21 protein-coding genes are annotated in these 25,497 nt (G+C 41.9%); all 21 read right to left on the bottom strand.

All coding sequences use genetic code 11. From position 1 onward, the window contains the following. Positions 1-18 precede the first annotated feature (18 nt). A complete protein-coding gene (gene mutS, locus D0469_RS02340) occupies positions 19-2,637 on the bottom strand; it encodes a DNA mismatch repair protein MutS (RefSeq protein ID WP_117325051.1) in 2,619 nt (872 codons plus the stop codon). Between the two features lie 188 nt (positions 2,638-2,825). Next, positions 2,826-3,362 (bottom strand): outer spore coat protein CotE, encoded by a 537-nt coding sequence (locus D0469_RS02335; protein ID WP_117325050.1) that lies wholly within the window; start codon positions 3,360-3,362, stop codon positions 2,826-2,828. 218 nt (positions 3,363-3,580) lie between these two features. Continuing rightward, positions 3,581-4,063 carry a spore coat protein gene (locus tag D0469_RS02330; protein ID WP_117325049.1) on the bottom strand — a complete coding sequence of 161 codons (483 nt, stop codon included), beginning with the start codon at positions 4,061-4,063 and terminating at the stop codon, positions 3,581-3,583. 442 nt (positions 4,064-4,505) lie between these two features. Continuing rightward, positions 4,506-4,940, bottom strand: coding sequence for a RicAFT regulatory complex protein RicA family protein (locus D0469_RS02325; RefSeq protein WP_117325048.1), 435 nt, complete (start codon positions 4,938-4,940; stop codon positions 4,506-4,508). A 1-nt stretch (position 4,941) separates the two neighbouring features. Beyond that, on the bottom strand, positions 4,942-6,486 hold the full coding sequence (miaB, locus tag D0469_RS02320; protein WP_117325047.1) for a tRNA (N6-isopentenyl adenosine(37)-C2)-methylthiotransferase MiaB: 1,545 nt from the start codon (positions 6,484-6,486) through the stop codon (positions 4,942-4,944). Between the two features lie 478 nt (positions 6,487-6,964). Beyond that, positions 6,965-8,140: a glycine C-acetyltransferase gene (locus D0469_RS02315; RefSeq protein ID WP_117325046.1), complete on the bottom strand. Its 1,176-nt coding sequence runs from the start codon at positions 8,138-8,140 to the stop codon at positions 6,965-6,967. A 94-nt stretch (positions 8,141-8,234) separates the two neighbouring features. Next, on the bottom strand, positions 8,235-9,275 hold the full coding sequence (tdh, locus tag D0469_RS02310) for an L-threonine 3-dehydrogenase (RefSeq protein WP_117325045.1): 1,041 nt from the start codon (positions 9,273-9,275) through the stop codon (positions 8,235-8,237). Positions 9,276-9,788: 513 nt separating this feature from the next. Next, a complete protein-coding gene (locus D0469_RS02300) occupies positions 9,789-10,655 on the bottom strand; it encodes a 2-oxoacid:ferredoxin oxidoreductase subunit beta (protein ID WP_117325043.1) in 867 nt (288 codons plus the stop codon). Beyond that, entirely contained in the window at positions 10,642-12,393 is a 1,752-nt protein-coding gene (locus D0469_RS02295) for a 2-oxoacid:acceptor oxidoreductase subunit alpha (RefSeq protein ID WP_117325042.1), read from the bottom strand. The genes D0469_RS02300 and D0469_RS02295 overlap by 14 nt, the downstream gene beginning before the upstream one ends. Positions 12,394-12,723: 330 nt before the next feature. Further along, complete coding sequence (gene spoVS / locus D0469_RS02290; RefSeq protein WP_101593997.1) at positions 12,724-12,984, bottom strand: stage V sporulation protein SpoVS; 261 nt, start codon at positions 12,982-12,984, stop codon at positions 12,724-12,726. Between the two features lie 494 nt (positions 12,985-13,478). Beyond that, positions 13,479-14,276: a TIGR00282 family metallophosphoesterase gene (locus D0469_RS02285; protein ID WP_117325041.1), complete on the bottom strand. Its 798-nt coding sequence runs from the start codon at positions 14,274-14,276 to the stop codon at positions 13,479-13,481. 169 nt (positions 14,277-14,445) lie between these two features. Next, positions 14,446-16,005: a ribonuclease Y gene (gene rny, locus D0469_RS02280; protein WP_117325040.1), complete on the bottom strand. Its 1,560-nt coding sequence runs from the start codon at positions 16,003-16,005 to the stop codon at positions 14,446-14,448. A 270-nt stretch (positions 16,006-16,275) separates the two neighbouring features. Continuing rightward, on the bottom strand, positions 16,276-17,319 hold the full coding sequence (gene recA / locus D0469_RS02275) for a recombinase RecA (protein ID WP_117325039.1): 1,044 nt from the start codon (positions 17,317-17,319) through the stop codon (positions 16,276-16,278). A gap of 504 nt (positions 17,320-17,823) precedes the next feature. Continuing rightward, entirely contained in the window at positions 17,824-19,068 is a 1,245-nt protein-coding gene (locus tag D0469_RS02265) for a competence/damage-inducible protein A (protein ID WP_117325037.1), read from the bottom strand. Between the two features lie 21 nt (positions 19,069-19,089). Continuing rightward, positions 19,090-19,668, bottom strand: coding sequence for a CDP-diacylglycerol--glycerol-3-phosphate 3-phosphatidyltransferase (gene pgsA, locus D0469_RS02260; protein WP_117325036.1), 579 nt, complete (start codon positions 19,666-19,668; stop codon positions 19,090-19,092). A 108-nt stretch (positions 19,669-19,776) separates the two neighbouring features. After that, complete coding sequence (locus tag D0469_RS02255) at positions 19,777-20,688, bottom strand: helix-turn-helix domain-containing protein (protein WP_325048924.1); 912 nt, start codon at positions 20,686-20,688, stop codon at positions 19,777-19,779. 9 nt (positions 20,689-20,697) lie between these two features. Continuing rightward, the gene (locus tag D0469_RS02250) at positions 20,698-21,489 is read right to left on the bottom strand and encodes a DUF3388 domain-containing protein (protein WP_117325034.1); all 792 of its coding nucleotides are present in this window, start codon (positions 21,487-21,489) and stop codon (positions 20,698-20,700) included. 260 nt (positions 21,490-21,749) lie between these two features. Then, entirely contained in the window at positions 21,750-22,007 is a 258-nt protein-coding gene (locus D0469_RS02245) for a DUF3243 domain-containing protein (protein WP_117325033.1), read from the bottom strand. 89 nt (positions 22,008-22,096) lie between these two features. Further along, a complete protein-coding gene (gene ymfI / locus D0469_RS02240; RefSeq protein WP_117325032.1) occupies positions 22,097-22,822 on the bottom strand; it encodes an elongation factor P 5-aminopentanone reductase in 726 nt (241 codons plus the stop codon). A 102-nt stretch (positions 22,823-22,924) separates the two neighbouring features. Continuing rightward, positions 22,925-24,214 (bottom strand): EF-P 5-aminopentanol modification-associated protein YfmH, encoded by a 1,290-nt coding sequence (yfmH, locus tag D0469_RS02235; protein WP_117325031.1) that lies wholly within the window; start codon positions 24,212-24,214, stop codon positions 22,925-22,927. Next, positions 24,214-25,491 carry an EF-P 5-aminopentanol modification-associated protein YfmF gene (gene yfmF, locus D0469_RS02230; RefSeq protein ID WP_117325030.1) on the bottom strand — a complete coding sequence of 426 codons (1,278 nt, stop codon included), beginning with the start codon at positions 25,489-25,491 and terminating at the stop codon, positions 24,214-24,216. The genes yfmH and yfmF overlap by 1 nt, the downstream gene beginning before the upstream one ends. Positions 25,492-25,497: the final 6 nt, after the last annotated feature.

The following is a 25,497-nucleotide window of genomic DNA, read 5'->3' as shown; positions in this document are numbered from 1 at the left end:
AAAAATTCGGGAAGATTGTTATTTTAATAATTTTTGAAGCTTATATAAAGAATTTATGGCCTCTAATGGAGTCATTTCCAAAATTTCAAGGGATTTAATTTGCTCAATCAGTTTCTTCTCTTTGGAGGTTAACTCAGTTTTCTGAGGCTTCTCCTGAACTCCGAAAAAGGATAGCTGTGCTTCCAAAGCAGATTCATTTAGATTGGCCGCATCTGCTTGTTTGTTATCAATCTCTTTCTTAATTGGAATTATCGGGGTATCAGCCCCTTTTTCCAGACTGGAGAGGATTTCATTTGCTCGTTTAATCAGCTCATCAGGCAGTTCGGCAAGTTGGGCAACATGAATTCCGTAGCTCTTGTCGGCAGAGCCTTCTTTAATTTTATGCAAAAAGACTACCTTGCCATTTTGCTCAACCGCGCTTACATGAACATTCTCTAATGAAGTGAGCTGATCGGACAGCGGTGTCAATTCATGATAATGGGTTGAAAATAACGTTTTCGCTCTGATGTTATCATGGATATATTCGATAATTGCCTGGGCCAGAGCCATACCATCATAGGTAGACGTACCACGGCCAATTTCATCAAATAATATCAGACTGTTCGCTGTTGCATTGGCGATGGCGTTTCTTGCCTCAAGCATTTCAACCATAAACGTGCTTTGCCCTGATATCAGGTCATCGGCAGCACCAATCCTTGTGAAGACCTTATCAAATATCGGTAAAACTGCTTCAGCGGCAGGAACAAAGCAGCCCATTTGTGCCAGGATTGCAGTGAGGGCAACCTGACGCATGAAGGTACTTTTCCCGGACATATTCGGCCCAGTAATAAGCAGCAGCTCCCGCTCTGGGTTCATATAACAGTCATTAGGTACGTATTCCTGGGTTCGCAGCACTTTTTCCACAACCGGATGGCGGCCATCTTTTATTATAAGCTTTCTTTCTTCAGAGAAAACCGGCTTTACGTAATGCCGCTCCTCGCTGACAGCGGCAAAGCATTGGAGAACATCCAATTCGCTCACAGCTTTGGCTAGCTTTTGGAGCCTCGGGATATATTCCTTCACCGTTTCCCTAACCTGGATAAAAAGGTCATATTCCAGGTCCGCAATCTTTTCTTCGGCCTGAAGGATCAGTGTTTCTTTTTCTTTAAGCTCTGGTGTGACAAACCGCTCAGCATTTGTCAGCGTCTGTTTCCGTTCATACCTGCCTTCTTCAAGCAGATGCAGATTCGCCCGGCTCACTTCGATATAGTATCCAAATATCCGGTTATAACCTATTTTAAGGGATTTGATCCCGGTCCTTTCCCGCTCCTGCCGTTCCAGGCTGGCAATCCATGTTTTTCCGTTCCTGCTTGCATCCCGGTACCGGTCAAGCTCTTCATTATACCCATCACGGATCAGGTTGCCCTCTTTTATAGAAATTGGCGGGTTGTCCTGTAATGCCTGTTCAAGCAGGTCTGTGATCTCTCCGCATGGATCAAGAATGTCCGAGATTTTCCGAGCCTGTTCTTGCCCCATTGAAGCAACCGTTTGCTTTATGGCGGGAACCTGCTGCAGCGAACTCTTCAGCTGAATTAGATCTCTGGCGTTTACATTGCCAAAAGCAACCCTGCCCGCCAGCCTTTCCAAGTCGTAAACATTTTTTAACTGTTCACGCAGATCCTGCCTTTCAAAAAAGTGCTGAATCATTGTTTCAACAAGCTCCTGCCGTCGTTCAATCTGATTTTTATCGATCAGCGGCCTGTCGATCCACTGCTTTAGAAGTCTTCCTCCCATTGCCGTTTTCGTTTCGTCCATTAGCCAGAGCAGTGAGCCTTTTTTACCTTTCGCGCGGATAGTTTCTGTCAATTCAAGATTCCGTTTTGAATAGAAATCGATTTTCAAAAATTGTTTTGTTTCATAGATGGTAACAGGCTGCAGATGATCCAGGTTACGCTTCTGGGTCCTGAACAAATAGTGCAGCAGCCTGGACATTGATATCCGATGTTTCTTTTCATTCAGGTCAGCCAGAAGCTCTGTGAATGAAATCAATTCCTCTTCGGAATCTTCAAGGGAAACGGCCAGCCCGCGCTCTTTAAGGTCTTTTTGCCAAGAGGCAGGAAAGCCGCTAGACACTACTGCCTCCTTAGCCCCAAGTATCGCCAGTTCATTGTATAGATCTGAAAAGGAGCTATTTAAAATAGTTGCCTTATTTTCACCTGTCGATAGGTCTGTATAGGCAAATCCGAAGCTGCCATCACCGAAATCGGTTACGGAAGCTATGAAATTGTTTTCTTTTTCATCTAGAGTCTTTCCATCCATTTTTGTCCCGGGAGTGATAAGCTGGACTACTTCCCGTCTAACAACACCCTTGGCCTGCTTCGGGTCTTCCGTCTGCTCGCAGATCGCCACCTTATAGCCGCGTTCAACAAGTGTATCAATATAATTTGCGGCTGAATGGTATGGAACACCGCACATTGGTATTTTATCTTCACCGCCACCTTCACGGCTAGTTAAGGTAATTTCAAGTTCCTGAGATGCTTTTAATGCATCGTCAAAGAACATTTCATAAAAGTCTCCAAGCCTGAAAAATAAAAAGGCATCCTGGTATTCAGCCTTTATTCGCAAGTATTGCTGTATCATAGGCGTGTATGTAGCCATGCAACCCAAAACCTTTCTAAGCAAAAATAGTATACTATTTCTATCCTGTGATATACAGATTCCATTATACCACAATAGAAAATCGGCTGAATAAGCATTAACACTATTGTTTTTTGGCAATAGAATAAGGGAATTTCCAGCCTTGAAACAATGAAAAAACTAGGAAGACGTCTTCCTAGTTCATTTTATTAATGATTGTCGGCTGATTCCATAAAGTCAGGATTTAAATCATCAAGCTCATCATCTAAATCGTAGCCCCAATCGTCATTGTCGCAGCCGCCCGGCTTAATAGAAACACAGATCTTTGTTTCTCCGATTACTTCGACAAAGAACTCTCTCTCCACTTGGACGTCAATCTTTCTGCCGCATGGCGAGATGCTGGCTTCAATACAATTTGGCTGCTGAATGACTCTGGCGATTACATCATTGTCGTCAAAGCAGTCAGGATCACGGTAATTAAGCTTAATTACGTCTCTGTAATTAACTTTTTCTGTTACGACTTCAGTTTTTGTATTATTGTTATATGAATACCAAACGTTGATATCGTAACCGCCGCTAACCTCAACTTTCCTATCGACTTTATTCGCCTCGTACTTGTGGTTAATGATCCAACAGCCAAGTATACTGGAAGGATGATGAGCCGGGGTAATGGTATGCGTGGACTTTGTGTATTTGCGCCCCTTCGCAACCACCGCTTTACTGATAATTTCTCTATATTGTGACATGCTAGCGAACCCTCCTCATTCAGTTTCAATTCATCCTATGCGTGTTAAATGTCTAGTGTGCGTATATTTAAGCTTGATTCTACCCTAGTTTCCAGCCTATTTTCTGCCACCAAACTCCTGATAATATGCGAATGCCCTGTGGCAGTAGGGTTAGGACATTTCTCCGCCGTTTCCAGATGAATTGGAGATTAGCATAAATTGGTCTTAATGCGAGGATTTTAATAATCTTCTGCTAATGCTGCATTTGCCAATTTTAAATCATTCATTAGCAGCTGCTGCAGATCATAAGACGGGTAGATTCCTTTTTTGTAGGTATAAAGAAATACTTGCTCATGCCATTTAATTGCCGCAACAAGATGTCTTGTCAGTACTTCCCGAAGAATTGGAGTTGCCGTTTCGGTAATGGCGATTGCATAGTTTCTTACTGCCACTTTTGCCGTTCCTAATAAATCGCTTGCTAAAAACACTTCTTCTTCAGATATGCGAAGATCTTTCATTCCTGGAGCAGCCGGATAAAACATAATTAATTCTTTAATATTTCTTTCAAGCGCTTGAATCGAAATTATATAAAGTGCTCTTAACTCTTCTTCTTGGATCATTTTTACATTCTTTTTCAGTTTGTATAAAAAAGTAGACTGAAGCGCAACTAATTCATGCAGTTCCAGTGTTTCATGCCATGCCAATGTTTTAGGCTGATTCATATTTGGTTCCTCCCCGATTTTATAAATCCACACAGCTTACAGTATTCACTGGGCACAAAAAAGTGTCTGGTTTATTTTTGTTTCCCGGTCTCAGAATTTTAAGACAGCTCTCTTGATTGATACAAACCTAATGTCGGTTATTAACTCGGAGGGAGAGTATATCAGCGGTAAGCTTGTGCAAAAAAAGAGCTGATTTAAACACAAATGTATTAAATTACGGAGAAAGACATATAAAGGTAAAAGGAATTGGAGAGAAAATTATGCTGCTAGCACTTTATGAATTTAGTGAAAACAAAGGGCAATTAAACGAAAAAAGAGGTTAATTTTACGAATCCCTTCGAGTTAATCGAAACTGTGGTAAAGGGCAAATATGTGCTCCTGCATGGCAAAAAATAAAACCCTTGCCACAGCTAAGCCTGGCAAGGGTTTTACTCTCATTTAATTATGAACAGCTTTTTGAGCCTGCAGATGCACGAACTTTTGAACCGGTTTCACCTTGAAGGACGTCACCGTCTGTTGATTCAATAATAAGGTCTGTGACCGTGTTGGAAACCTGTGATGCTACCATTTGCAGCAAGTCGTTTACATCAACCTGAGATTGCTTAAACTCCTGAACTACAGGAATTGCGTCAATTTCTTTTTCAATGACTTCAATTTTCCCCTGAACCTGAGCATACGCCTTTTCTTTCCCGTAATGCTGGAAGTTTATTGCTTGTTTTTGCAGGCTTTTCAGGCTTGCAATCATTTCACGTACTTTTTGGTTTTCATTGATCTGTTCTTCCGCACGCTTAAAGAATTCAACTTCCTCTGTTTCTGCGATCATTTTTGCCAGGTCAGCCGCCTTAGCCAGGATATCATCTTTAGTATATTTCGCCATTCTATATCACCTCTACGCTTTCGGCTTCAGTTACCATTTCCCCGTTTAATGACCAAGTTTTTGCATCGGTGATTTTCACCTTAACAATTTGGCCAATCACGGATTTAGGTCCTCTAAAGTTTACAAGCTTATTTTTTGTAGTATAACCTGCTAACACGTCAGGGTTTTTCTTGCTTTCACCCTCAACAAGCACCTCGACGATTTGCCCTTGCAATGCAAGCATTTTTTGAGCGGACATTTCATTGACCAATGAATTTAGACGCTGTAAACGCTCTTTCTTCACTTCCATTGGAACATTGTCTTCCATTTTTGCAGCTGGAGTGCCTTCCCTTGGTGAATAGATATAAGTGTAAGCCGTATCAAAGCCTACTTCACGATAAAGGGACATTGTTTCTTCAAATTGCTCATCCGTTTCGTTTGGATAGCCAACGATAATATCTGTAGTCAATGAGACATTCGGAATTGCAGTCTTTATTTTACTGACCAGCTCAAGATACTGTTCACGCGAATATTTGCGGGCCATGATTTTTAAAACATCCGTGCTTCCAGATTGAACTGGAAGGTGGATATGATCCATCAGGTTGCCGCCTTTGGCAAGGATCTCAATCAAATGATCGTCAAAGTCGCGCGGATGGCTTGTCGTAAAGCGAATGCGAGGAATATCAATTTTGCTTATTTCCTCCATTAAATCGCCAAGACCATACTTGATATTTTCCAAGTCTTTTCCATATGCGTTTACATTTTGGCCGAGCAATGTTACTTCCTTATAACCCTGGGCAGCTAAATGGCGCACCTCTTGGATAATATCCTCAAGACGGCGGCTCCGTTCCTTTCCGCGTGTATAAGGAACAATACAATACGTACAGAACTTGTCACAGCCATACATGATGTTAACCCAAGCCTTCGTATTGCCTTTTCTCACCTTTGGAAGGTTTTCAATTACATCTCCTTCCTTTGACCAAACCTCAATTACCATTTCCTTAGAAAGATAAGCTTCATTTAATAGGTTTGGCAAACGGTGGATATTGTGAGTTCCGAAGATCATGTCAACAAATGGATGCTTTTGCAAGATCCTGTTTACAACTGATTCTTCCTGTGACATACAGCCGCAAACTCCAAGAAGTAAATCAGGCTTTTCTCTCTTAAGAGCCTTTAAGTGTCCAAGCTCTCCAAAAACCTTGTTCTCAGCATTCTCCCTGATTGCGCACGTATTTAACAGGATTACATTCGCATCCTCTACATTTTCAGTATGGGTATAGCCTAATGCCATAAAAATCCCTGCCATTACTTCGGTATCATGCTCGTTCATCTGGCATCCGTACGTGCGGATCAGGAATTTGCGTCCTTCTCCCATTCCCCGAAATTCATCAGGAATCGCAAAATCTTTATGGTATTGAACTTCTTCTTTTCCTCGTTTTTTGGCATCCTGTAAGGAAGGAGGCACATAGACACCCTGGAAGTACTTACTGTAATCCTTTTCGGATTTTTTGTCCGCTGGATTTTCAGTTTGCACGTTTTGAGACTCTAACCTTTGTTTTTCGTTCATGGGTATCCCCTTTCATCATGATAGGAATTTTGCTTTTGGAAAGTATAATCATTTCCCATCTTTATTACATGCATTTTTCAACAAAATAGGACTGTAACTCAGCCGGTTTTCTGCTGAAAAAATATTCTTTCAAGATGCTTTATAGCACTTAAAATCTAGATATACACATTATCATAGTATAAAGGTTTTAGAGTTATAGTACAATACTTCCCCCTATTGCATGGATAATTGTTATAAAAGGTTCATAATAATTTTTCAGCGGATTTTTTCAGGTTCATATTGCGGTCTGCAAAGATTGGTGAATTACATTTTTGATGAATAATATCCTGGTACGGCATGTATTTTCGAATTTGGCGGGAAAATGCAGGGGGATGATCTGTTTTTCTGTGTGTGAGTGAACATGAACACTGGCATATAGGAGACAGTCAGCGATGGCAATCAAAGCCTTGCCTTCATACGGCAAGGCTGCATTTTTCTATTAAATTATCCCGAGAGCTGTTCCGGCTTTTTCAAAAGCTCTTAATGCCTCTTGAAGTTCTTCTTGCGAATGCTGGGCTGTAACAATGGTCCTTACCCTTGCCAGACCTTTTGCTACTGTTGGGAATGCGATTCCTTGTGCAAAAACACCGTATTCTAACAGTTTATCTGAAAATTGATGGGCCAGTGCCTCATCACCTACTAAAACAGGGGTAATAGGTGTTTCACTGATACCAGTTTTAAACCCAAGCTGTTTCAGGCCGTTTTTAAAAAAATTCGTGTTCTCCCATAGCCGATCGATTAATTCCGATTCCTCTATCAATACATCAATCGATTCCATGCAAGCCATTGTGACTGCTGGCGGATGGGAGGTACTGAATAAGAATGGCCTGCCTTTATGAATCAAGTAATCTACCAGAGACTTTGTGCTGGCGACGTATCCGCCAAGGACTCCAATCGCCTTACTAAGCGTACCCACCTGAATATGGACCCGGCCATCAAGGCCGAAATGGTTTACAGTGCCGCGCCCGTTTTTGCCTAAAACTCCCGATGCATGTGCATCATCTACCATGATAAGAGCGTCGTATTTTTCAGCCAGCTCCACTATTTCAGGCAGCGGAGCGATATTGCCATCCATAGAGAAAATTCCGTCCGTAACAATTAAGCGTTTTCTAAATGACTGTGTTTCGATAAGAGCTTTTTCAAGGTCGATCATATCTACGTGTTTATATACCTTTCTAGCAGCCTTTGTAAGTCTTATGCCATCGATTATAGAAGCATGATTGAGCTCATCGGAAATGACCACATCTTCAGTTGACAAAATGGCTGACAGAACTCCCTGGTTTGTTGTAAAGCCTGATTGGAAGACGAGTGCAGCCTCTGTGTGCTTAAATTCTGCCAATTTACGTTCCAATTCATTATGCATAGTAAACGTCCCGGCAATCGTTCGAACCGATCCAGTCCCTGCACCATATTTCTCCACGGCATCAAGTGCTGCCTGTCTTAACCGCGGATGAGAGGTAAGTCCAAGATAATTATTGGAAGAAAGCTGGATGACTTCCTTTCCTTTAACAATTACCTTTGATCCCTGCTCTGATTCTAGCGGTACCAGCTGACGGAATGTTCCTTCCTTTTTCATCGCATCCAATTCTAATTGAAGATATTCAAAACCCTTCATTCATTACCCTCCTTAAAGCAGTTTAATAGTAGATAAACCCCTTGTACGGTGCAAGTAAAATAAGTTTAAAAGAATAGATTGCCGCCACAGGTAGTTATGGGTGCAGGATCACTTTCCCGCATTCGCCCTTTAACATAAGATCAAAGCCTGTCTTAAACTCTTCTAATGGAAAATGATGTGTAATCATAGGAGTAAGGTCAACCTGCCCGGATGCTAGTAAACTGGAAACCTGCTGCCACGTTTTGAAAATGAGCCGGCCTGTAATTCCTTTTACGGTTATTCCTTTAAATACGATATCATTTGTCACATCAATTTGTACCGGCCTTACAGGAAGGCTTAAAATGGAAACACGGCCTCCATTTGTCACCATTTTAAACCCTTGATCAATTGCGACTGCGTGGCCGCTCATTTCACACACGACATCCACACCATTTCCATGCGTCAAACGGCTGACAGTTTCCAGGGGGTTTTGATTCTTCGAATTAATAACTGATGTTGCTCCCATTTTCTTCGCCAAACCAAGTCGGTAATCATTTAAATCCAAGGCAATTATTTGCGCTGCACCAGCCGCTTTTGCAACCCCTACCGCCATGATCCCGATTGGACCGCAGCCAATAACAGCCACTATTTTACCTGCCACTTCCCCTGACAGGACGGTATGCACAGCATTTCCCATCGGTTCCTGAACAGAAGCAACATTAAAAGGCATCTCTTTTGGGTTTTTCCACAGGTTTCCTGCCGGAAGCGTGAGATATTCAGCGAAACATCCGTTAGTGTCCACACCGATTATTTTCGTGTTTTTACAGATATGGAATTGTCCGGTTAAACATTGCGGGCAGGTCCCGCACACCAAATGCGTTTCAGCAGAAACAAAATCACCACATTGAACAGACGTAACATTTGAACCTACTTCGACAACCTCACCTGAAAATTCATGACCAAATACATATGGAGGGTTGACTCTACTCTGTGACCATTCATCCCATGAATAAATATGAACATCCGTGCCGCAAATGGATGTAGCTTTTACCTTAATCAGTACTTCACCTTCTTTAATTTGCGGAATATCAACCATTTGCATTTCTGCTCCAAATCCTGAGTGATGCTTAACAACGGCTTTCATTTTTCCGTTCAATTTGTACACTCTCCTTATCAGGATATATCAATATACTTTGGTATATTCAAACTTTATCAATGGAGATTTTTAGTTAACGGCTCTGTCCTCTTGAGGAGAACATTTGAATTCACACTGGAAATTTTATTTTGTTTTCTTTCTAGCGTATTTCAGGATCTATGAGATTACGATTGTTTTTTTAAAAGCAGGCTTGAACTAATCTAAAAGCGTGAAAAATACATGAGGAAGTAATAATAACGAAGCAATAATTTTCATGATATTGTTTTAGTGAAAGGAAAATGATGAAATACCCTTTAAGCACAAAAGCGCAAGCGTCCTGGTTAGCCCCGACAATCATAAGACAAGCGCTGACAGAAGGCGCTTTTTGCCTACCGAAGCGATTGGAGTATGACCTCGAGGGGCTGGACGTTGGAGCTAAAGATAGACCCACTACATTTGTTAATTTTATAATTTCCTATACAACGAAAAAACCCGCCGCTAATGAATAGCAGGCAGGTTTCTCACAATTACTTATTACGTAAATTCAGCTACAAGTTTATCAAAGCTTTCCTGGCTTAGGTCTAGATCAGCTTTAGCAAGGGCTTCTGGTGCGTACCCTGGGATAAGCTCCTGATATGATTTTCTTTCAGTGTTTTGATAAATAATTCCAGTCACGAGGCCATCATGTTTCATTAGAGTTTGCATTGCTTCTTCACGGTTCGTGTGGTCATATCCTTCAATATCACTTAGTTTAGTTAGATTTTCTTTAAACCAATCATATGTGTTTATCTTATTGTAAGTTACACAAGGACTGAAGACGTTGATTAAAGAAAAGCCCTTATGATTAATGCCGGCTTCGATAATAGCCGTTAAATCCTTTAGGTCAGTAGAGAAGCTTTGGGCAACAAAGGTTGCGCCAGCCGATAAGGCCATTTCCATAGGAGAAAGAGCTGGTTCGATTGAGCCTTGTGGCGTTGACTTTGTCTTAAAGCCTGCAGCTGACCGTGGCGACGTTTGTCCTTTTGTCAGACCATAGATTTGGTTATCCATAACGATATAGGTAATATCAATATTTCTGCGAATAGCATGGATAGTATGGCCCATTCCAATCGCAAAGCCATCACCGTCACCACCGGAAGCGATTACGGTTAACTCACGATTAGCCATTTTTACTCCCTGTGCAATCGGGAGGGATCGTCCATGGATACCATGGAACCCATAAGAATTGATATAACCAGAAATTCTGCCAGAACAGCCAATTCCGGAAATGACCGCCAAACCTTCAGGCTCAAGGCCTACATTAGCAGCTGCACGCTGCATGGCGGCCTGAACAGAGAAATCGCCGCATCCTGGACACCAGTTTGGTTTTACATTATTTCTAAACTCTTTAAATGTGGCCATATGAGAACAACTCCTTGCATTGTGTGTGAATTTCGTGCGGCAAGAAAGGATTTCCGTCATATTTTAAGACCTTCTTGATCTTATCGACGTGGCCTACATTCATTTTCATGATGTTTGCCAGTTGTCCTGTCGCATTATTTTCAATAACAACCACTTTCTTCACTGCTTGGATCAATGGCAGCATTTCATCTGTCGGGAACGGATGAATCAGGCGGATATGTGCATGATTTACTTTGATGCCGTCTGCTTCCAGACGTTCCATCGCTTCTTCAATCACACCACGTGTCGAATTGAAACCAACAATCAGCAAATCAGCCTGTTCGTGCTTGATGTTTTTATGTACAGGTGTGTTAAAGCGAATATTCTGTACTTTTCGCATCCTTTTATCCATTTGCGCAATACGGTTTTGAGCAGACTCGGAAGGTTTGCCTGTTTCATCGTGCTCAACACCCGTAACATGGTGAATACCATTTTTGGTTCCAGGAATAACACGAGGTGATACTCCATCTTCTGTTACTTCATAACGTTTGAAATAACCTTTGTTCTCCATTTCTGGAAGCTCACCGGTTACCAAATTTCCGCGCCGGATTTCCACCTTGCTGTAATCAAGCGGCTCTACAGTCTGTTTTCCTAAAGAGAGCTGCAGGTCTGACAGCAAGATAACTGGGCATTGGTATTCTTCTGCAAGGTTAAACGCTTCTGCTGAATCATAGAAGGCTTCCTCAACCGTGCTCGGCGCCATAACGATTTTTGGGATCTCACCGTGTGTCCCATAAATCATCGCCATCAAGTCTGACTGCTCCTGCTTTGTCGGTAGACCTGTTGATGGGCCTCCGCGCTGAGTGTCAACAATTACTACTGGTGTTTCTGTAATACCTGATAGACCGATGGCTTCCATTTTTAAAGAAAGTCCAGGACCTGCAGAAGCTGTCATTGTCCGTACACCGCCGTAGTTGGCGCCTATTGCCATTGTTACTGCAGCAATCTCATCTTCTGTTTGGATTACTGTACCTCCAAATGCAGGAAGCTTTTTGATTAAATATTCCATAATTTCAGAAGCGGGCGTAATTGGATATGCAGCCATAAAACGGCATCCTCCGGCTAGGGCTCCCAATGCGATTGCGTCGTTCCCTATCATAAACAAACGCTTCTTTCCATCCGCTTTTTCCAGCTCCATTGAGCCAACCTTGTCCCCTAAAAGACCGGTCATATATTCATAGCCTGCCTTGATGGCTTCCAAGTTCTTTTGAACGATCTGTTCGCCTTTACGGCCGAAAATTTCTTCTACTACTTCATCATAAACACTAATATCGAGACCAAGAATAGCACATGAAGCACCTACTGCGACCATGTTCTTCATCAAGGACGTACCAAGCTCAGTAGCGATATCTGTAAATGGAACCGCATACAAATTAGCTTGTGTATTTTCAGGACGCACCGGATTAAACTTTGCATCGGCAATCATAATCCCTTCATCTTGAAGCTCATGGCAGTTCACATCCAGCGTTTCCTGGTCAAATGCAACCAGAATGTCCAGATCATCTGAAATTGAACGCGTTTGTTCTGTACTTACGCGAATTTTGTTGTTGGTATGCCCACCTTTAATTCGAGACGAAAAATGACGATACCCGTATAAGTAGTAACCAAGTCTGTTGAGGGCAATACAAAATATTTCCCCTGTACTTTCAATACCTTCCCCTTGCTGTCCGCCAACTTTCCATGAAAGTTGATTGATCATGTTTTACACCCCTTTAGATACGTTCAAATGAAAAACTTAAATCTATTAATGCAACCCCTTCACTAGGAATAAATAGAATGCCCCCGAATATGTAAAATACCGTATTTCAAGTTGTTCTTTACCGCGGTGAAAGGTGTACTAAATGCTTTAATTCTAGACCTATAATTTAAAAAAAGCAACCCTTTCAAGGGAAATAATGGTTTAAAAGACTCGTATTTTAAAAATTATTTTTATATTCTAACATAATAAGTTTTTCGTAGTAAAAAACTGCTTTATTTTATCGTAATTACACACAGAAAAACCTGTTTGCTCAGGCAAACAGGCCGGATTTCATCTGGGCTCAATTATCAACTTAATTGCAGTCCGTTCTTCTCCGTCAATCATAATATCTGTAAAGGCAGGAATACAAATCAAGTCTACTCCACTAGGTGCTACAAACCCTCTCGCGATTGCTACTGCCTTTACGGCTTGATTTAACGCACCGGCCCCTATGGCCTGAATTTCTGCGGCTCCTCTTTCCCTTAAAACCCCCGCAAGTGCGCCTGCTACAGAATTAGGATTAGATTTTGCTGAAACCTTTAATATTTCCATTCCTAGTCCTCCTTGTATTATCCCTTACCTTTTGTGGCTTTGTTCAGGTAGGTAAAACTCTTTCCACTGTTACTATATTCATAGAGGAACGGCTGTATACCAAGTACGGGAATTTTCTTGTCCATCTCAGAAATGCGACAGGCTCTAGTTTCGCTTAAGATTTTTAGCTATGGAAAGGAAACATACCTCAAAGTAAGGCTTTCCTTAAAAGAATAAAAGACAAGCGCCCTGCCTCCGTCCTGTGCCAACGTCGATGCCAGCACATCCTCACAAAACTGGTGCTTTGTTTCGTGGGATGTATTGCTGCCGTAGTGTTCCCTGTCCTGTACGCCGTTGTTTTATTTTCCTTCAAAAAAAAGGTACTGGGCGCTGGAACTGGATGAGTCCCGCTATGTTTGTTATCCACAGCTTGAAATTTAATAATTTTGTAAATCAATAAAAAAACTCTATCCCATATAGGAACAGAGTTTCTCCAGACACCTTCGATAAAGTAATTAATGAAAGAATGGATTGTCTTCATTAATTAAGATACGATCAATCTTTTTACAGCTGCCGCTCTTTTCATCAATATCTAATATAGCAGCACTCAGTACTGTACGGCCTTCCTTCGGCACTTCAAATCGCGTTGGCAGACTGGTCAGGAACCGGTGAATAACCGCTTCTCTTTCCATCCCCAAAATACCATCATACGGACCTGTCATACCGACATCAGACAAATATCCAGTTCCTCCTGGCAAAATACGGTTGTCGGCAGTCTGAACATGGGTATGTGTACCAATGACAGCAGATACCCTGCCGTCCAAAAACCATGATAACGCTTGTTTTTCACTTGTTGCCTCTGCGTGAAAGTCAACAAAAATGATCGGGGTTCGCCTCCGTGCTTCTTCCACAAGCTCCTCTGCCTTTTCAAAAGGATCATCCAATGGCGGCATAAAAGTTCGGCCCTGAAGGTTAATGATTGCAACCTCAAGCTGATTGAAGCGAACATACTTTAACCCTTCTCCAGGAGTACCTTTAGGGAAATTTGCTGGGCGTACTAAATTTTTGGCTGACTCGATAAATTCAAAGATATCACGGTTATCCCACGCATGGTTTCCCAAAGTTACAGCCTGCGCTCCCCACTCTAAAAACTCGCGGTATATCTTCTCCGTAATCCCTCTCCCGCCGGCAGAGTTTTCTCCGTTTACTATTGTGATGTGCGGCTTATATTTCTCTTTTATCCTGGGCAAGTACTCCTTAAGCATGTCCCTTCCAGGTGAACCGACCACATCTCCTATAAAAAGCAGCTTCATAAAAAAAATCCTTTCTGTGAAACGTAATTATTAATAATATGAGTATTGTATCATATTCTATATACTAAACATCTATTGTTGAAACATCATCAGCATAAAGAAACCCTGCCATTTTAATAATTGGCAGGGTCCATTTATGCACATATGTCAGCCAGTCTTTTCAGCTGTTTTATTTCGCATACTCCACAGCTCTCGTTTCGCGGATAACCGTTACTTTAATATGCCCTGGGTAATCGAGTTCTTCTTCAATACGTTTTCTGATATCTCTCGCAAGACGATGAGCTTCCAAATCGCCAATCTGTTCAGGTTTAACCATGATTCTCACTTCACGGCCAGCCTGAATGGCGAACGACTTCTCAACACCTTCATAGGATTCAGAAATTTCTTCAAGCTTTTCAAGCCTTCTGATATAGTTTTCAAGCGTCTCACTGCGCGCACCCGGCCTCGCCGCTGAAAGCGCATCCGCGGCAGCAACAAGAACAGCAATGATTGAAGTTGGCTCAAAATCGCCATGGTGGGAAGCAATACTGTTGATGACAACAGGGTGTTCCTTGTACTTTGTTGCAAGCTCAACACCAATTTCCACATGGCTGCCTTCTACTTCATGATCGATCGCTTTACCGATATCATGCAGCAATCCAGCTCGTCGTGCCAATGTTTCATCTTCACCCAGTTCGGCGGCAAGCAAGCCAGAAAGCTGGGCAACCTCCATCGAATGCTTTAAAACATTTTGGCCATAGCTAGTACGGAACTTTAAGCGGCCAAGAATTTTAATGAGATCCGGATGGAGCCCGTGAACACCCACCTCAAAGGTAGTTTGTTCACCAATTTCACGGATATGTTCATCCACTTCACGTCTTGCCTTGTCCACCATCTCTTCAATTCGGGCGGGATGTATCCGTCCGTCCTGAACTAGTTTATCAAGAGCCAGGCGCGCAGTCTCACGTCTAATTGGATCAAATCCTGACAGAATAACCGCTTCAGGTGTATCATCAATAATCAAATCAATACCTGTAAGAGTTTCAAGCGTCCGGATATTGCGTCCCTCACGACCGATGATCCGGCCTTTCATCTCGTCATTAGGCAAGTTAACCACAGAAACGGTTGTTTCTGCAACATGGTCTGCCGCACAACGCTGGATGGCAAGAGAAAGCACTTCCTTCGCCTTTTTGTCGGCTTCTTCCTTCGCTCGGTTTTCGATTTCTTTAATCATCACTGCAGTATCATGAGCTAATTCCTTTTCTACGCGATCAATAATGATTGCTTTTGCCTCTTCACGAGTTAGTCCGGATATACGTTCGAGCTCAGTCTGCTGTTTTAACACCATTTCTTCTACTTTGCTTTCCATCTCTTCAATATGCTGTTGTCTTTGGTTAAGAGAATCCTCCTTTTTTTCCAAAAGTGTTTCACGTTTATCTAACGTTTCATCTTTCCGGTCAAGGTTCTCTTCTTTTTGCAATAATCGATTTTCTTGTTTTTGTAATTCACTTCTACGTTCACGGATATCTCTTTCTGCATCCGTACGCTGTTTGTGAATTTCATCCTTTGCTTCCAATAGGGCTTCTTTTTTAACTGCTTCTGCTTCCCGTTTTGCATCCTCAAGGATTTGTTCAGCAGAGCTTTTAGCCCCTGCTATTTTGTTATTGGATATAGACCTTTGTACAAAATAGCCAACAACTGCACCGACGATTAGGCCAAGCAAAGCGAAGATGATTGTCATGGGTTCCATCGTTTCACCTCCCCTTGCTATGAACTTGGTTTCTTACTAAGATTGAAATGTCGGCATGTACATTGTTACATCACTTCAATATACAGCACTTAGGCTTTTCAAATTCGTTGTTTGAAAAATGTAAAATATACATATTAATTGTATAGGTGTGAATTTTTATTGTCAAGGGGTTGTACTTTCCCACCCCTCTTTTAGTTGTGTTATGTCTGGAATACCTGAAAACCGGAAAGACTCAGCTTCGATTTCTGCTGAGTCTTTGTCGTATTTCTATTAGTCAATCAATTCAAATTGTTCTTCGTCTTTATCATCCTCAGGAGCTGTGTGTTCTCCATCCAGATTATAGTGGTCCCTGATTTTTTGGGCAATTTCATTGCGAATTTCCTTATTTTCTTTTAAGAACAGCTTCGCATTTTCACGCCCCTGTCCAAGGCGGTCATCATTGTATGAATACCATGAACCACTCTTCTGGACAATATCCAGCTCAGAACCCATATCAATGATTTCACCTTCACGGGAAATCCCTTCACCGTACATAATGTCAACCTCAGCCGTACGGAAAGGAGGGGCTACCTTGTTCTTGACGACTTTTATTTTTGTTTTGTTTCCGACTACGTCATTGCCTTGCTTTAATTGTTCAGCTCGGCGGACTTCAAGGCGGACTGATGAATAGAATTTTAGTGCTCGCCCTCCCGGAGTTGTTTCCGGGTTACCGAACATTACACCGATCTTTTCACGAATTTGGTTAATGAAGATAGCAATAGTATTTGATTTATTAATTGCACCTGAAAGCTTTCGGAGCGCCTGCGACATTAAGCGGGCCTGCAAGCCTACATGGGAATCTCCCATTTCACCTTCAATTTCTGCTTTTGGCACCAAGGCAGCAACAGAGTCAACAACGATGATGTCTACTGCACCGCTTCGAACAAGTGCCTCTGCAATTTCAAGTGCCTGCTCCCCGGTATCTGGCTGAGATAGAAGCAATTCATCAATGTTTACTCCAAGCTTCTGCGCGTATGATGGATCAAGCGCATGTTCGACATCGATAAACGCTGCCTGTCCGCCTTTAGCCTGAACCTCAGCAATTGCGTGTAAGGACACTGTTGTTTTACCTGAACTTTCAGGACCGTAAATTTCGATAATTCTTCCGCGCGGATAACCGCCCACTCCAAGGGCAACATCAAGTGCCAGAGAGCCGCTTGGCACAGTCGAAACCCTGCGGTCGGTTTGTTCTCCAAGCTTCATAATTGAACCTTTTCCAAATTGTTTTTCTATTTGCTTTAATGCCATTTCCAATGCAGCTTGACGATCACTCACTAGAGTTCCTCCTCTATATTCCAATTAATCGATACCGATTAAAAATCATTCTATATGTCTGGTTTGTGTGAAAGGTTTGTCTCATCTCAAAACCTCTATCACTACTATATACCTTTTTATTCCGTTTGCCAAGCAAAAAAACGAACATTCATTCGTTTTTTTTAAATGCTGATTTACCTTAAAAATCCTTTTTTCTTCCAGGACAAAATCCAATTTTCCGCCAAGCCAAATGCAAAAAAAAGGAGTTTTAAGAATTAATTTGTTTTCGTTTAGAAAATTTGAATTTCCCCTAAAAGGGGCTTTTTCTGCAAGAATAGCATCTGCCACACTATGACCGCTGGCGGCTGAGTATCTTCGGTGAATAGGCTTTTGACCAGAGTCTGCCGCGGTGACTGACGTCCAAGGCAACTCCCTCTTAACTGCTTTTAATATGGAAAAATGAACAAAAGGCCCCGCTTATATGATAGAAGCAGGACCCTTGTTAAAATGTTCTGGCAGACAGCCTTACTTTCTAGCAGCAAGCTCCCGAAGCAAATAGTAGCAGCCATATTTCACGGAACGGACCCGGTTTTGTTCACGGCTTCCGGAAAAATTAAGCTTGAATGATTTCGGCTCGCTATCCCTGAAAGAAATGCCGATATAAACGGTTCCTACTGGATTCCCTTCCAGCTCTTCTGGCCCTGCAACACCTGTGAAGCTGATACCGGCATCTGCATCCAGGATGCTTCGCACGTTTTCTGCCATTTCGGTGGCACATTGTTCACTGACAACACCATGTTTTTCAATGGTTTCTCGCTTTACATTGAGCAGTTTTGCCTTTGCCTCATTCGTATAGCTGACAATACCGCTCATGAATATCTTGCCGGCACCGGGGATTGCAGTCAGATTTTCCTGGAACATTCCGCCGGTAAGGCTTTCAGCGCTTGCTATCTTGATATTCCTGGCTGTAAGCTCTCTAACCAATTCTTTCATCAATGAGGTTTGGTCATTACCATAGTGAAACTGCCCAACTCGTTCAAGGATTTCTTCCTCTACAACCGCAATCATATTTTCACATATTTCCCTTGACGTATGTTTAGCGGTAATCCTCAGGGTGACCTCTCCATCTGCTGCTAGTGGAGCAATGGTAGGATTTTGCTGTTTTTCAATCAAATCTTCTATTTCAGTTTCCAGAGCGGCTTCCCCGATACCAAAGAAACGCAGAACCTTGGATTCAATCCGTTCGTGTTTATCCATCTTGGAGAGAATGCTCTTAATACCATATTCCAAAAACATTGGTTCCATTTCCTTTGGAGGGCCCGGCAGAAGAATATAGGTAATTCCTTGGACTGTAATTACCATTCCAGGCGCCATACCGTGATCATTCGGCAGGACATCGGAACCCTCAATTACTAGAGCCTGCTTTTTATTATTTTCCGTCATTTCCCGGCCTGTACGAGCAAAGTACTGCTTAATGGATACAAGGGCCTCTTCATCAAACACAAGTTTCTTCCCAATATGGCGGGAAATTGTTTCTTTCGTTAAGTCATCCTTTGTAGGACCGAGGCCGCCAGTAAAGATGATCAAATTTGACCGCTGTTCCGCTGATTCGATAACACCCTTTAGCCTTTTGTCATTATCCCCAACCACCGTATGGTAGTAAACATTTATACCATGTTCAGCGAGCTGCTGGGAAAGAAAACGTGCATTCGTGTTAACGATTTGCCCAAGAAGCAGCTCAGAACCGACCGCAATTATTTCTGCATTCATCTTAATTTCTCCCCCTGACAGTTATTTTGAATTAGTAAAAACTGCTTTATTTTTATTAAAGTAATCCCAACCGGACCAAACAGTAAAGAATAAAGCAACCCATAGAGCGATATCAGCAAAAGGAAAAGAAATAAACTCGAACGGAAGGTTATGAAGCAAAAGCGCTGATATAGCTACAATCTGTGTCCAAGTTTTAATTTTCCCAAGCATATTAGCAGCCACAACTTCTCCAGAGCCAGCAAGGATAGCCCTTAATCCTGTTACCGCAAATTCACGGCTAAGTATTACAATAACAATCCATGCTGGTGCAAATCCCAGGTCCACTAATAAAATAAGTGCCGCTGAAACAAGCAGTTTATCGGCAAGGGGATCCAAGAATTTCCCCAGATTGGTGACAAGATTCAGTTTCCTGGCGTAATAACCGTCCACCCAGTCAGTTGCTGATGCAAAAATAAAAATGAGAGCTCCATACACATGTGCAGCAGGGATGCTTTCCCCCGCCAGCTCCCATTCTCCCCAACTAAAGGGATCCATCATAATGATTAAGAATAACGGGATTAATAAAACTCTTGATACGGTAATTTTATTAGGCAAATTCACAACAAAACCTCCAAAATATCTCTTTCAAACTAAGCAAATTATCAAACAGTGCCGGGTGTAGATCGTTTGGAATCAGGAGTAAGAGAAAAATAGCCATCTATCAGATGACTATTCGGCCTTTACAAAATCTATCGTAATATCCTGCCTCACAATTTCCTGAGGTGAAACGGAATACGCAAGTTTTTCGCCATTAACATAAATTTCAGTATCAGCGGCATTCCCGATTATCAGCACTGCCTGCGTTTCATTTGTCAAGTCAACTTCCTGGCTGGCATTATTTTGGAGAGTTCCCTGGTAAAAAGAATGGCCCTTCCCGTTCTTAATATTTACCCAGGATGTACCTTTCGATAACAGCTTAACCTTAAATGTCTCAGCGTTTTTTAGCTGGTAGCTGCTGTCACGGCCGCTGCTGCTAACTGAAGCAAGCTCCTGTTTGACCTTTACTTCTGTTTCAGGTGCTGGCGGCTTTTCCGCCTGCTGCTTGTCTGCTTCTTTTGTCAGGGCTTCCTCGCCCGCTTGTTCTTCCTTGTCAGCTTCATTCTTTAACGGGGAGTCCTTTCTCTCTCCCATTACTACACTCTCATCATTATCACCACTGGCAGTATCGTCAGGTTTTCCGGCATTTTGGGAAAAAAGAACCCAGACAAGCACAACCGCTCCAATTACAAAAGCCCCCACCAATATTTTGGGCAGCATTTCAGCAATTTTTGAATTGCCCGGATCGATAGTTTTTCGGCTTTTCACTCTTGAAAGCTCTGGCATTTCATCATTATGAACAGCAGGGATGTCATTCTTGAACGTATCAAAAATCTCCTCCGGCTCAAGGCCTACTGCCTCACAATATTGTTTTATAAAAGCACGGACGTAAAATTTACCCGGCATCATTGCATAATTTCCTTCTTCAATACCTACCAAATATCTTTTCTGTATCTTAGTAACGTTTTGAAGATCATCCAGCGTTAATCCTCGGGCCTCCCTGGCCTCTTTCAGCCGATTTCCTAATTCTGTCAAAATAACCACCTGCCAATTTTAAAAATCAAATGATCCAAAGTCAGACGCCTCAAACATATGGTTTTGGTCGACCACATCATATGTAATTTCTTCGTCTGGGTCGTTGCGAAGTTCAATTATATAATCAAAATCATCGAGGGTATATTCTGTGTTTTGTACGAATACATCCGGATGTTCAATAACTTTCACAGCATTCAGCCTCATGATTTCCCTTACAAGCTGCCAGTGGCGCTCGTTTGCTCTGCGGGTCGATACAATACCATCCAGAATAAAAAGATTATTGTTGTTATACTCATCTTCAATAAGCTGGCTTCTGATAGTTTGTTTTAAAAGGGTTGAAGACACAAAGAGCCACCTTTTGTTTGCACAAACGCTTGAAGCCACAATAGACTCCGTTTTGCCTACTCTTGGCATTCCCCTTATTCCGATTAATTTATGGCCTTCCTGCTTAAATAGCTCAGCCATAAAGTCTACGAGTAACCCAAGTTCATCGCGAACGAAGCGGAATGTTTTTTTATCGTCTGCATCACGCTGTATGTATCTCCCGTGCCGTACGGCGAGACGGTCCCGAAGCTTCGGTTCCCTTAGTTTAATCACTTTTATCGTATCCATCGTACGGAGTATTGATTCAAGTCTTTCAATGTTTTTCGAATCCTTTGCAAGCAAAAGGAGACCGCGTCTTCCCTCGTCTACTCCATTTATCGTAACTATATTAATAGATAGCATTCCAAGCAAAGAGGAGATATCGCCCAGCAAGCCCGGACGGTTTTTTTGTATCTCATATTCAAAATACCATTCTTGTCTATCCAATTATACCACTCCTCGGACTCTCAGTAATGACAGTCCCGTTATCTAGCTTCTATCATATAGTATTTTGTTTTAAGATTAAAGGAAAAACAATCTATCAGCCTGATTTTCCTGAAGGTTGTACAATAAAAGATTGCTTATCATAGCTAGTCAGATAAATTTCATAGCGTGGCTTTTCCGCAAAAAAATAAATCCCTGCCAGCAGCTCAGGAAGCTGAAAAAGGCCCGTCCTTTTTTACAAGACGGGCCTTCATTTTGGCAGGTTAACGTGTACCGTTATTTTCAACAAGTTTAACCATGATGTTTGCGATTGCATGCTTCTCATCATCAGAAGCAACTGACCAAAGATCAGCAAGGACGCGTTCCTGCTCGTTTTTCGGATCAACCTGTTTAGCAAGATAATCACCGATTTCGTATGCAAGATTAGAAATTGTTCCTTGGTCAACACCTTCATTTTCAGCGCGATTTAATCTGTCGCCAAGGAAATTTTTCCACTGGTCCCAGTTTTCTAATACTGACATCATAATCATCCTTTCCTGGTGTAGTACAAGTTTATTGTTTGAAGGATGATTACTAATTATTCATCTAATTCTCACTCATTTTAAAGAAGTCACGTATACCATCCCCCATTGACTGCAAGGATTTGACCCGTTATATAAGATGACTCCGGAGAAAGCAGAAAAGATACTGCATTAGCCGCTTCTTCAGGTCTTCCGGTTCTGCCCAATGGGATAGCTTCCCTTATGTATTCAAGATCATCTTCAGTAAAACCTTCGAGCATTGCGGTTGCAATTGCTCCTGGAGCAATTGCATTTACGCGAATTCCGCTTAAAGCCACTTCCTTACTTAAGGCCTTAACGAAAGCGTTTTGTCCTCCCTTTAGCATCGAATATAGCGCTTCACATGAGGCACCAGTTTGTCCCCATATTGAGCTTACAGCCACTATGCCGGCGTCTTTCTGGCCATATAGTTTGGGCAGGAGGGCCTGTGTAAGCATAAAAGGACTTGTTGTGTGCAGTTGGATCATCTGCTCGATTTTTTCCTCTTTCATATCTGAAATAAGCCCAAAATAGCTATTGCCGCTATTTAAGACAATGGCATGAAGGGAAAAGATTCCGCTGATAATTTTTTTATAGCCATCTTTTTGACCCAGATCAGCTTGGAGCGGAATCAATTCCAAACCCGGTTCATCCAGTTCAGCCATAAGTTCCTGGATCGCTGCAGAATTCTGGTTATAATGCAGATATAGCGAATATCCCTGTTTCGCCAATTTCCTTGCGATTGCCCGTCCAATCCCCCCACTTGCTCCCGTTATAAGGGCAAAGCGTTTCTCCATCTGCCTGCCACTCCTTTATCTCTAATTTTGTATTCATGTAAAAGACCCTGCAGCAGCTGGCAAGGCCTTCGTTTGTTTCGCAATCGGCGAGCGTTCAAACTGTCATTTTTTTGGTACGACTTGGAAAACGGTTAACCTGCTTTCCTTAATCAGGCTATCCGCGACTGAACAAATATCGTCCAGTGTAAGGTTTTCCAGCGTGGTTACCACATCAAACAAATTCATTTCATTAAAAGAATACCTTGTAAATTGGTTGGCAATATATTCCGGAGAATTTAGTGCTCTAAGGAAGCTGCCGATTTTTTTCTTTTTTGTCCTATTTAATGTGGCCTCGGTCACCCCTTCTCCACTTTTGGAATTCAGCAATATAGCTGTAAGCTTATCTGTTAGGGTATCGGGCTGTCGTGTGTCACCACCGATCATTGCGAATCCAAATCCGTATTCCTGCGTGTAATCATAGGAAAAAGTTTGATCTATAAGCCCCTCTGAATAGAGTTCATCAAAATGATTCGAGCTTTTGCTGAATAAAATATCAAGCAGCACATTCGCAGCCAGCTCATATTTTAGCAGTTCAATTCCTTGCAGGTCAGTTTTTGCCGCCTTTATCCCTACCATTACCTTAGAAGATTGTACGTTCATTTCCAAAATCCGTTTCTTCTCGGCTACTTCCTCTGGTTCATTTTCAAAATGACGCTTAATTTCAGGAAGGTCTACAAATGGTTTGCTCTCTTGGTTTTGACGGATAAATGTCATTGTTTCTTCGGTATCCACAGGCCCCACAATAAAGATGAGCATGTTGCTCGGATGGTAAAAGGTTTCATAACACTGGTAAAGCATATCTTTTGTAATATCTGCAATGGATTCTACCGTACCGGCGATATCAATTTTCACTGGATGGTTATAGTACATATTCTCTATGCAGCCAAAGTACAAACGCCAGTCTGGATTATCTTCATACATTTTAATTTCCTGGCCGATGATACCCTTTTCTTTCTCAACCGTTTTTTCAGTAAAATACGGTTCCTGGACAAAATCAATCAACGTTTTAAGGTTCTTTTCAAAATCAGAGGTGCTGGAAAATAAATAGGATGTCCTTGTAAACGAAGTAAAGGCGTTGGCTGACGCACCCTGTTTGCTGAATTGCTGGAATACATCTCCATCCTCCTTCTCAAAGAGCTTATGCTCCAGAAAATGAGCAATGCCGTCTGGGACCTTAACAGTGCTGTCCTTCCCCGGAGGATTAAAATGATTATCAATGGAGCCATATTTTGTTGTAAAGGTTGCATATGACTTATTAAACCCTTGCTTAGGCAAAATATAAACATCCAGGCCATTTGCCATTTTTTCATAAAATAACTCTTCCTGCAGCTGTTCAAATAAAATTTTCTCCATTATTTCTCTCCCTCCATCCCCGTTAAGAAATATATCGTATCCATTTCAATTCTTTCGCCTGCCTTAATAATTTCCTCTTTTGTAGTGGTTTCAGTCTTTTCCAGCCATTCATCAAGTGAAATGGAAGTACCCGCCACTACATTATGATAAAGGATTTCCACGAGTCCGCGCGCGACGTCGATGGTTTCAAGAACTTGGTTGCGAACCACTGCTTTTGTCTGGGAAAGCTCCTGATCAGTAAAATCTCCATTTTTCATGGCTTGCATTTGTTCTTTAATAATGCTGACCGCTTGCTCATAATTCTCATTTTCGATACCTGACATAACCAATAACAGACCTTTATGGCTTTCAAGCCGGGATGAAGCATAGTAAGCAAGGCTTGCTTTCTCACGGACATTGATAAATAGCTTTGAATGAGCGAATCCGCCAAATATGCCATTAAAGAGCTGCAGAGCAAAATATTCCTTGTCCGCGTATGTTATATGGGTGCGATAACCAATATTCAATTTCCCTTGCTTCACATCCTGGTGTTCAATAATATCATTTACCTTCTCAACTTTAATTTGAGTTGCAGAAAGTTTAAGGGGTGTACGGTCAGCAAGTTTCAGCTTATTGTCGGCAAGCCTTTCTACCTCAGTGGCATCAATGTCGCCAATCACGTAAAAGTCTATTTCATCCTCATTTAGAGCCTTTTGGTAATATTCATATAAACTTGAAGCTGTAATTTCTTCAACCATCTCACTTATTCCTGTAGCCTCAGCTTCATATGGTTCCCCCTTGCACATTTCCTCAATCAGGCGGGAAGCAGAATAACGCATTTTATCATCATAAACTGATTGAATCCGCTGTTTTAGAGTCCGCTTTTCCTTTTCAATTGTTGACTGATGAAAAGCATTACCTGAAGCATTGGGCTCAAAAAGAATCCCTGTCAGCAAATCGAAGCCTTTTTCGAGCAATGGAGCTGGGTCTGAAAGAAATTTCTCATTAGCAATTTCCATTGTAAAGGTCATGATATGGTACTCGCCCTTTTTCGCTACATCTACATAAAGGCTTGCACCGTACAATTCATCAAGATATGACCTTAGTTCTGTAGTAGTTGGGAATTGCCGTGAATTGCTCTGAAGCACATGGGGAAGCAGGGCTCTCAATGTTACGGTTTCCTTTTCAAGCGGTGCTTTCATTTTCCAGACTAATGTATTGGTTTTATATTTAGCCGTTTGAACAAAATGTAGTTTATAACCTTGTTTTGGCCTGATGATTTCGGAAGCTATCGACATCGGTAA

Source organism: Peribacillus saganii, assembly GCF_003429095.1.
Taxonomy (GTDB): domain Bacteria; phylum Bacillota; class Bacilli; order Bacillales; family DSM-1321; genus Peribacillus; species Peribacillus saganii.
The sequence above is the reverse complement of the archived record's forward strand: the minus strand, read 5'-3'. Positions and strand labels throughout refer to the sequence as shown.

Excerpts from the sequence above, each read along its gene's own strand:
- mutS (WP_117325051.1), bottom strand. The coding sequence starts at position 2,637 with ATGGCTACATACACGCCTATGATACAGCAATACTTGCGAATAAAGGCT.
- D0469_RS02325 (WP_117325048.1), bottom strand. The coding sequence starts at position 4,940 with ATGGCGAAATATACTAAAGATGATATCCTGGCTAAGGCGGCTGACCTG.
- yfmH (WP_117325031.1), bottom strand. The coding sequence starts at position 24,214 with ATGGAGAAAATTTTATTTGAACAGCTGCAGGAAGAGTTATTTTATGAA.
- D0469_RS02295 (WP_117325042.1), bottom strand. The coding sequence starts at position 12,393 with ATGATCAATCAACTTTCATGGAAAGTTGGCGGACAGCAAGGGGAAGGT.
- D0469_RS02300 (WP_117325043.1), bottom strand. The coding sequence starts at position 10,655 with ATGGCCACATTTAAAGAGTTTAGAAATAATGTAAAACCAAACTGGTGT.
- D0469_RS02265 (WP_117325037.1), bottom strand. The coding sequence starts at position 19,068 with ATGAATGCAGAAATAATTGCGGTCGGTTCTGAGCTGCTTCTTGGGCAA.
- D0469_RS02335 (WP_117325050.1), bottom strand. The coding sequence starts at position 3,362 with ATGTCACAATATAGAGAAATTATCAGTAAAGCGGTGGTTGCGAAGGGG.
- D0469_RS02245 (WP_117325033.1), bottom strand. The coding sequence starts at position 22,007 with ATGTCAGTATTAGAAAACTGGGACCAGTGGAAAAATTTCCTTGGCGAC.
- yfmF (WP_117325030.1), bottom strand. The coding sequence starts at position 25,491 with ATGTCGATAGCTTCCGAAATCATCAGGCCAAAACAAGGTTATAAACTA.
- D0469_RS02315 (WP_117325046.1), bottom strand. The coding sequence starts at position 8,140 with ATGAAGGGTTTTGAATATCTTCAATTAGAATTGGATGCGATGAAAAAG.
- D0469_RS02330 (WP_117325049.1), bottom strand. The coding sequence starts at position 4,063 with ATGAATCAGCCTAAAACATTGGCATGGCATGAAACACTGGAACTGCAT.
- rny (WP_117325040.1), bottom strand. The coding sequence starts at position 16,005 with ATGGAACCCATGACAATCATCTTCGCTTTGCTTGGCCTAATCGTCGGT.
- D0469_RS02285 (WP_117325041.1), bottom strand. The coding sequence starts at position 14,276 with ATGAAGCTGCTTTTTATAGGAGATGTGGTCGGTTCACCTGGAAGGGAC.
- ymfI (WP_117325032.1), bottom strand. The coding sequence starts at position 22,822 with ATGGAGAAACGCTTTGCCCTTATAACGGGAGCAAGTGGGGGGATTGGA.
- spoVS (WP_101593997.1), bottom strand. The coding sequence starts at position 12,984 with ATGGAAATATTAAAGGTTTCAGCAAAATCTAATCCTAATTCTGTAGCA.
- miaB (WP_117325047.1), bottom strand. The coding sequence starts at position 6,486 with ATGAACGAAAAACAAAGGTTAGAGTCTCAAAACGTGCAAACTGAAAAT.